Source organism: Polaromonas sp. P1_G4 (assembly GCF_056405475.1).
In genome coordinates, this window is the sequence record NZ_JBFUCA010000189.1 from 1 (window position 1) to 7,455 (window position 7,455).

The 7,455-nt window shown below is 62.6% G+C and carries 7 protein-coding genes; all 7 read right to left on the bottom strand.

All coding sequences use genetic code 11. The features are described 5' to 3' along the window. Window positions 1-174 precede the first annotated feature (174 nt). Window positions 175-1,227: a TRAP transporter substrate-binding protein gene (locus tag AC1D1X_RS11265; protein ID WP_477669087.1), complete on the bottom strand. Its 1,053-nt coding sequence runs from the start codon at window positions 1,225-1,227 to the stop codon at window positions 175-177. 81 nt (window positions 1,228-1,308) lie between these two features. Continuing rightward, window positions 1,309-2,628, bottom strand: a complete 1,320-nt coding sequence (locus AC1D1X_RS11270; RefSeq protein ID WP_477669088.1) for a TRAP transporter large permease — start codon at window positions 2,626-2,628, stop codon at window positions 1,309-1,311. Further along, window positions 2,625-3,134 (bottom strand): TRAP transporter small permease, encoded by a 510-nt coding sequence (locus AC1D1X_RS11275; RefSeq protein ID WP_477669089.1) that lies wholly within the window; start codon window positions 3,132-3,134, stop codon window positions 2,625-2,627. Before AC1D1X_RS11275 ends, AC1D1X_RS11270 begins: the two co-directional genes overlap by 4 nt. A gap of 192 nt (window positions 3,135-3,326) precedes the next feature. Next, window positions 3,327-4,022, bottom strand: a complete 696-nt coding sequence (locus AC1D1X_RS11280) for a fumarylacetoacetate hydrolase family protein (RefSeq protein WP_477669090.1) — start codon at window positions 4,020-4,022, stop codon at window positions 3,327-3,329. Beyond that, on the bottom strand, window positions 4,019-5,113 hold the full coding sequence (gene gtdA, locus AC1D1X_RS11285; RefSeq protein WP_477669091.1) for a gentisate 1,2-dioxygenase: 1,095 nt from the start codon (window positions 5,111-5,113) through the stop codon (window positions 4,019-4,021). The genes AC1D1X_RS11280 and gtdA overlap by 4 nt, the downstream gene beginning before the upstream one ends. Window positions 5,114-5,149: 36 nt before the next feature. Continuing rightward, on the bottom strand, window positions 5,150-6,514 hold the full coding sequence (locus AC1D1X_RS11290; RefSeq protein ID WP_477669092.1) for an FAD-dependent oxidoreductase: 1,365 nt from the start codon (window positions 6,512-6,514) through the stop codon (window positions 5,150-5,152). 16 nt (window positions 6,515-6,530) lie between these two features. Beyond that, the coding region (locus tag AC1D1X_RS11295; protein WP_477698293.1) for a Bug family tripartite tricarboxylate transporter substrate binding protein at window positions 6,531-7,455 on the bottom strand (925 nt) is incomplete at its 5' end.

Here is a 7,455-nt window from a genome sequence, read left to right on the forward strand (position 1 = left end):
CAGTAACCCGGCTGTCGTGCTGGTTTTGCCCGAAGTGGAGTGCTATTAAATCAGGAGCCGATTGCGCCCGTATTCATTGGGCTGAAAGCCGAAAAGGCATAAGAACATGGGTAGGGCATAAAAAAACCGGGCATAAGCCCGGTTTCATGAATGCGCACCCAGCACGGGTATTGATCAAGTCTTGGTCGTCTTGGTGTGCTTTTCAATCAGGGCGCGTGCCGTGTCCAGCAGCTTCTTGCCGTCAAAACCCTTCTTGTTCATGTCTTCCACCCATTCGACYTCCACCGTACGCGATTTGCGGCGGAATTCCTGGGCTTCGGCCGCGCTCACGGTGTARATCGTGTTGCCGCGGTCRCTGGCGGTCTTGCGGCCGGGAACGTCGTTGCCCTGCTGCACCTTGCCCAGCCAKGCCGAGGTGGCCATGCCGGAGTTGTTGTCGATGACCTTCTTGAGGTCGGGTGCGAGCGAGTTGTATTTCGCCTTGTTCATGGCCATCACAAAGGTGGTGGTGTAAAGGCTGCCGCCGGCGGGGTCGAACTCGGCATGGAATTTGGTGAGCTCGTTGACCTTGACCGAAGGCACGACTTCCCACGGAATCACGCACCCTGTAATGGTGCCCTTGCTCAGCGCGTCGGGAATCTGCGGCAGCGGCATGCCGACGGGCGTGGCGCCCAGCACGCCCATGAGCTTGGTGACCTGGCGGGTCGGCGCGCGCAGCTTGAGGCCGCGCATGTCGGCAATCGACTTGACGGGCTTGTCGACCGTGTGGATCACACCGGGGCCGTGCACCTGCAGCGCCAGCACCTGCGTATCCTTGAATTCATCGGGTGCAACGGTTTGCACGTATTCCCAGAACGCCTTGGAAGTCGCTTCGGCGTTGGACATCATGAAGGGCAGCTCAAACACCTCGATCCGCGGGAAGCGGCCGGCCGTATTGCCGGGCAATGTCCACACCACGTCAACCACGCCGTCTTTGGCCTGGTCGTAGAGCTGTACAGGCGTGCCGCCCAGCTGCATGGCCGGGTAGCCTTCAAACTTGATACGGCCGCCGGATTCTTTTTCGACCTTGTCCATCCAGGGCTTGTGCATGGCCAGCCAGACATTGGACGAGGGCGACATGAAAGTATGGAACTTCAGTGTCACGGCCTGCTGGGCCAGGCCCGACAGCGCCGGTGCGCCCAAGGCTGCGGCGGCGCTGGTCTTGAGAAGGGTTCGTCGCTGAATCATGGCGTGTCTCCTATAAACAATTTGACTAACTTAAGGCAAGCGGATGGGTTTGAGAAGCGGTAAAAGCCCTAGCCATAGACCCTAGCTGATGTATTTCACCAGCCACAGCGATATGCCCGGGAACAGCAGCAGCAGGGTGGTGCGGATGGTGTCGCTGATGAGGAATGGCATGACACCTTTGTAGCTTTCGCTGATAGGCACGTCTTTGGCCAGGCCATTGACCACATAGACGTTCAGGCCCACCGGCGGCGCCAGCATGCCAAAGCCGACCGTCATCAGTACCATGATGCCGAACCAGATCGCGGTGGATTCCTTGGCCATGCCGAAATCCAGGCCCATCACCATCGGGAAAAAGATGGGAATCGTCAGCAGCAGCATGGACAACTCGTCCATCACGGCCCCCAGCACCACGTAAAACAGCAGGATGGCCGTGACAACCATCAGCGGCGACAGTCCCCAACCGCCGACCACGCCGGCGAGCTGGTTAGGCACCTGCGTCAGGGCCAGGGCGGAGTTCATGAGGTCGGCGCCTATAAAGATCAGGAAGATCATGGCCGAGCTTTCCGCCGTGGCATAAAAGCACAGCTTGAATTTGGCCCAGGTGATCTCGCGCTTGAGCAAGGCGGCTACGAAAGTGGCGGCGGCACCCACCGCGGCGCCTTCAGTCGGCGTAAACAGGCCGCCGTAAATGCCGCCGAAGACGATCAGGAAGATGATGGCGATGGGCAGTATGCCCAACGCGGAGGCCATCGTCATCGGCGGCCTGTCGTTGTCTACCTCGGGCGCCTGTCCGGGCACCAGCCGCACGTAGATGGCAATGGCCACCATGTAGCCGAACATCGCGATGATGCCCGGCACCATGGCCGCCGCAAACAGCTTGGCGATATTCTGCTCGGTGAGGATGGCGTAAATCACCAGCGGCACCGATGGGGGGATCAGGATGCCCAGGGTGCCGCCGGCTGCCAGAGTGCCCGTGGCAAGCCGGCCTGAATAACCGTGGCGTTTCATCTCTGGCAGTGCCACGCCGGTGATGGTGGCGGCCGTGGCCACCGAGGAGCCGCAGATGGCGCCGAATGCCGCACAAGCCAGGATGGACGCCATGGCCAGACCGCCCTTGAAGCGGCCCATCACGCCTGCCGCAAAACCGAACAGCGCGCGGCTGATGCCGCCCTGCGTCGCGAAATGCCCCATCAGGATGAAGAGCGGAATCACCGACAGGTCGTAGCTGGCAAAGCGCGCAAAGGCCTGGGTGTTGAGGAAGCTGGAAAACGGCCCCCAGCCGGTCTGCATCACGTAACCGATGGCGCCCGCGGTAAACATGGCAACTGCGATAGGCACGCGCACGGCCATGAAGACCAGCATGATGCCGAAAATGACGAGAGCCAGCGTGATGGAGCTCATACGTGTGCCTCCAGCTCGTCCAGCGGATTGTGCGGCGCATGGGCGTCGCCGAAGCCGAAGACGGATTGGTACACACCGATCACGCAGGTCAGCACAAAGGGCGGAACCATGGCGGCATACACCGTCCATTCGGGAAATCCCAGGATCTGGGTTTCAGAGTGCGTGTTGTACGAATTGAGGCCGCCCAGCACCGTGCGCCAGGCCAACAGGGCAAACACCAGGCCCAACAGCAAGGCACCGAAACGGTCCAGCCTGTCGTTCGAGGTTTCGCCCAGTTTGGCGGTGAAGAAGTCGACGATGATGTTGCCGCGTTTGATCTGGCAAAGGGGCATGAACAGCGCGATCGCGGCCCCGGTGACCACACCGGTGAGTTCGAAGTCGCCGACGAGGGTCGCGCCCAGCAGGTTGCGGCCAATCAGGCTGGCACAGGTCATGAGCGTGATCACCGTGAGCAGAACGCCGGCCAGCACAGCGCAGAATTTTGCAAGGGACTGCAGGATTTTCAAGAAGGCTCTCCAAAAAGCAGGTCTTGGCATTTGGGAGCTCCCAAAAACCGGGTAAGCCGATTATCAGAATTGAGGAGGCAAGCAGTCAGGCGGGTTACCCCGGGTAAAACGGGGTATTTGCGCGGTGATTAAAGCAGTTGCGCGGTTATCGCGCAGCTGCCCCGCCGTGACATGCGCTTGCCAACACCTTGTTCAGATGACTTTGACAGTGAGTGTTTCCAGCCCCGCTACACCGCCGACCATGGTGTCGCCCGAAACCACGGCCGCGACGCCTTCGGGCGTGCCGGTGTAAATCAGGTCGCCGGGCTGCAGCTCCCATGCTGCCGACAGGTGTTCAATGGTTTCGGCAATATTCCAGATCAGCTTGGAGACATTGCTGCGCTGGCGATCCTTGCCGTTCACCTGGATGTAGAGCTCGGCATTGGCCACGTCACCGGCCTGGCCAGCGGGTGTGATAGGGCCGATGGGGGCGGAGTGGTCATAGGCTTTACCAATGCACCATGGGCGGCCTTGCTTCTTCATCTCGCCCTGCAGGTCGCGGCGCGTCATGTCCAGGCCCACGGCATAACCGTAGATGTGCTTTTGCGCGTCGGCGGCCTTGATGTTTTTACCGCCGGTGCCAATGGCCACGACCAGCTCGATTTCATGGTGCAGGTTCTTGGTCAGCGATGGGTAGGGGATGGTGCCCGTCGCGCCGGCGTCCACCACGACAGCGGCATTCGCGGGTTTGAGGAAAAAGAAGGGCGGCTCACGGCCGGTAAAGCCCATTTCCTTGGCGTGTTCTTCGTAGTTGCGGCCCACGCAATAAATGCGGTTGACCGGAAACCGGTCTTTGGTGCCGACAACGGGGACGGACACCGCGGCYGGTGGGGTGATGACAAAACTCATGACAACCTTTCTTCTCTGTGTATGCCCAGTGCCAGATGCACCGGGCGGTCTGAAAAACTGAACAGCACACAACCTTGCGCCGAACGCAATTGCGCAGTGTGCCACGACGGAATCACAAAATGGTCGCGCGGGCCAAACTCGAACGTCCGGGTTTCGCCGTTCCGTTCAATGTCAACGGAGCCCGTGCCCTCAACCACGCTGAACACGGCCCCGTCAGTCTGGCGCCAGGGCTTGCCTGCAAAGCCTGCCGGCAGGCGCTGCATGAAGGTGGCCATGGTCGGCATGGGTGAGCCGCCGGTGGCCGGATTCACATAGCGCAGCTTGACGCCGTCCCAGGCATCGATGTCGGCATGGGTTTCCAGCTGGTGCAGGGTTTCGCGCGTGCGGTCGTAGGGGTAGCTGAAGATGGGCGAGGTTTCACCGAACGGGGCGTCATACCGCATCGGCAGCATGTTGGCGCCATAGCGGTGGGTGCTGATGCCTTCGGGCTTGGTGACTTCCTGTTGCCTGGCCGTGCCGTTTTCGGCGAAACCGGCATCGAAAAAGCGCAGCATGGGTATGTCCAGGCCGTCCAGCCAGACTACGGGCGCGTCAGATTCGACACGGCCTTCGTGGCCATGGTCGTGCCAGGTCCAGCTGGGGGTGATGATGAAGTCGCCGGGTTTCATCTGCGTGCGTTCGCCATCCACGGCGGTGAAGGCGCCATGGCCTTCCACCACGAAGCGCAATGCGCTTTGTGTGTGGCGGTGGCTGGGCGCTATTTCGCCCGGCATGATCACCTGCAGGCCTGCGTACAGCGACTGCGTGATGCACGACTGTCCGCGCAGGCCGGGGTTTTCCAGGATCAACACACGGCGCACGGCCTCTTCGGCCGTGATCAGTTCGCCCGACTTCATCAGGAAGGGCCATACGTCGGTGTACTTCCACAGCGCCGGCTGGCAAGGCGTGCTGGGCGACTGCGGCACCAGCGCATGCAGCACTTCCCACAGCGGCGTCATGCTGTGCGCCGAGATGGCTTCATAAAAGGCCTTGCGTGCTGCGCCGTGGGGTGCTGAGGGCCGGCCTGGGGCGGTAGGGGGCGTCATGTCCATGATGGATGTCCAGTCTCTGGGGTGAAAGATCGCCGCTTAAAGGTCGTTATCGAAATACACGCCGTCCCGCGTGAGCAACTGCTGCAGCTGTTTCACGTCGGTATCGGAAAAAGCCTGCCCGGCGCCCGGCATGGCCGCCGCCGTGCCCGCTGCCTGGCCCATCACAAAGCAACCGCCGCTGGCGCGCGCGGCCGACTGGCCTTCGTGCGTCATCGAGGCGCAGCGACCGGCCACCAGCAGGTTGGCGACACCTTGCGGCACCAGCATGCGCCAGGGCAAGTCGTTGTAGGCGCGGCCTTCAGCCGCGTCCACGTTGTGCGGAAACTGCCAGTCGATCCGGCCATCGGCATGCAGTTCCATTGGCCAGGCATTGATGCCGATGGCATCGTCAAAGCGGGCCGATGAAAGGATGTCTTCACCGCTCAGTGCATAGAGCCCTTGGATACGGCGCGTCTCGCGGATGCCGACCTGCGGCGCGATGTCGACGATGGCCGAATCCGCAAAACCCGGCACTTCATGCTTCAGGAAGCGGAAGTATTCGGTGATCTGGCGCCGGCCTTCAAGCTCGCCCTCGCTGAGCTGCCGCGCGTCGGTGGCATCCATGGCCGTACCTTGCGCGTTGCGTATCTGCGTGACGTTGGCGCGCCATTCGGTCGGGTTCTTCTGGGGGCGGAGGATGGCACCTTCACGGGGAAACTTGTAGCGGCCTGGCTCACGCGCCTGGCTCTCGGCCATCAAGATGTTGATGGCTTTGAATTCGCCCACAGCCGCCAGCGCGCGGGGTGCGTCCACGTGGCCGACGCGAAACATGGTGGAGGGAAACAGCGCGCTGCCGTGCCCGTCGCCCAGCTCAAACGGCACACCGGCAAAGTTCGCCACATCGGCGTCGCCCGAGCAGTCGATGAAACGCGCGGCACGAATTGCCTGGCGGCCGGATTTGGTCTCGACCACCAAAGCGCTGATGCGGTTGCCCTCCATCACCACCGCAGCAGCCCAGGCGTGAAAAAGGATTTGCACACCGGCCGCCACCAGCAACTGGTCGGCTGCGCACTTGTAAGCCGACACGTCGTAGGAGCGCACGCGGATGCGGCCCTGCATGCCGTCCTGCGGCGCGTTGAGGCCACCCAGCGCGTCAATGCGCTGCAGCAGGTCGTCGGCCACGCCGCGCACCACCTGTTGTATCCGGCCGCTTTTGCGGCCGTAGAGGCCCGCGAAATTGGTGACGCCGCCGGCTGTGCCCATGCCGCCTAGAAAGCCGTAGCGTTCCACCAGCAAGGTGCGTGCGCCGTGCCGCGCGGCGCTGACGCTGGCAGCAAGCCCTGCTGGCCCGCCGCCGATTACGACGACATCGAATTCGCCGTAGACGGGCAGGGGGCGTGCGGGCTCTGTGATCGTGGGCATGGCTGTCTTTCGCTGCCTATTCGAGTTTGATACCGCGCGACTGGATGATGCCGCCCAAAATGGCGGCTTCGTCTTTGACGCGGCTCCTCAGGCCGTCGGGCGAAGTGCCCACAGCTTGCCACCCCTGGTTAAACAACTTTTGCCGCGTGTCGGCGTCGCGGATGATGCGCGGCACTTCTTGCGCCAGCCGCGCCTGGGCGGCTTTGGAGAGGCCCACCGGGCCGATCAGCGCCGTCCACACTTCGAGGTTGACGTTGGTCACGCCGGCATCGGCCAGCGGCGGCACCTCGGGCACAAGAGAAGAGCGCCCGCCGGCAAGGCCGATCGCCCGAAGCTTTCCCGACCGCACATGCGGCATGGCCACGCCGGGCGGGATCAGCGCCATCTGGATCTGGCCGCCCAGCATGGCGGTCACCACCTGCGGGTTGCCGGCGAAGGGCACGTGAACAGGTGTGACGCCGGGCATGCGGCTTTTCAGCAGTTCCATGCCCAGATGTGCGACCGAGCCGTTGCCGACTGAACCATAGTTCCATTGGCTGCCGCCCTGGCGTGCGGCAGCGAAGAATTCGGCGCCACCGGGCTGGCTCGCAGGCGCTACCAGCACCAGCGGTGCGGTGGTCAGCAATGAAATGGGCGCAAAGTCTTTGGCCGGGTCATAGGGCAGTCTGGAGTACAGCAGCTTGGCCGAGGTCAGGTTGCCGTTGATGACGACGCCCAGCGTATGGTCGTCAGTGGCTTTGGCGACCTGGTCGGCCGCGATGTTGCCTGACGCGCCGGGTCTGTTTTCCACAATCACGGGTTGGCCGAGGGCGTGGCTCAGGGGTTCGGCCAGGCTGCGCGCCGCCATGTCGGGCGTAGAGCCGCCCGGAAACCCCACCAGGATGCGCACCGGCCTGGTCGGCCAGGCCGCATCTTTTAAGTCTTTTGGAGATGCAGCCCTG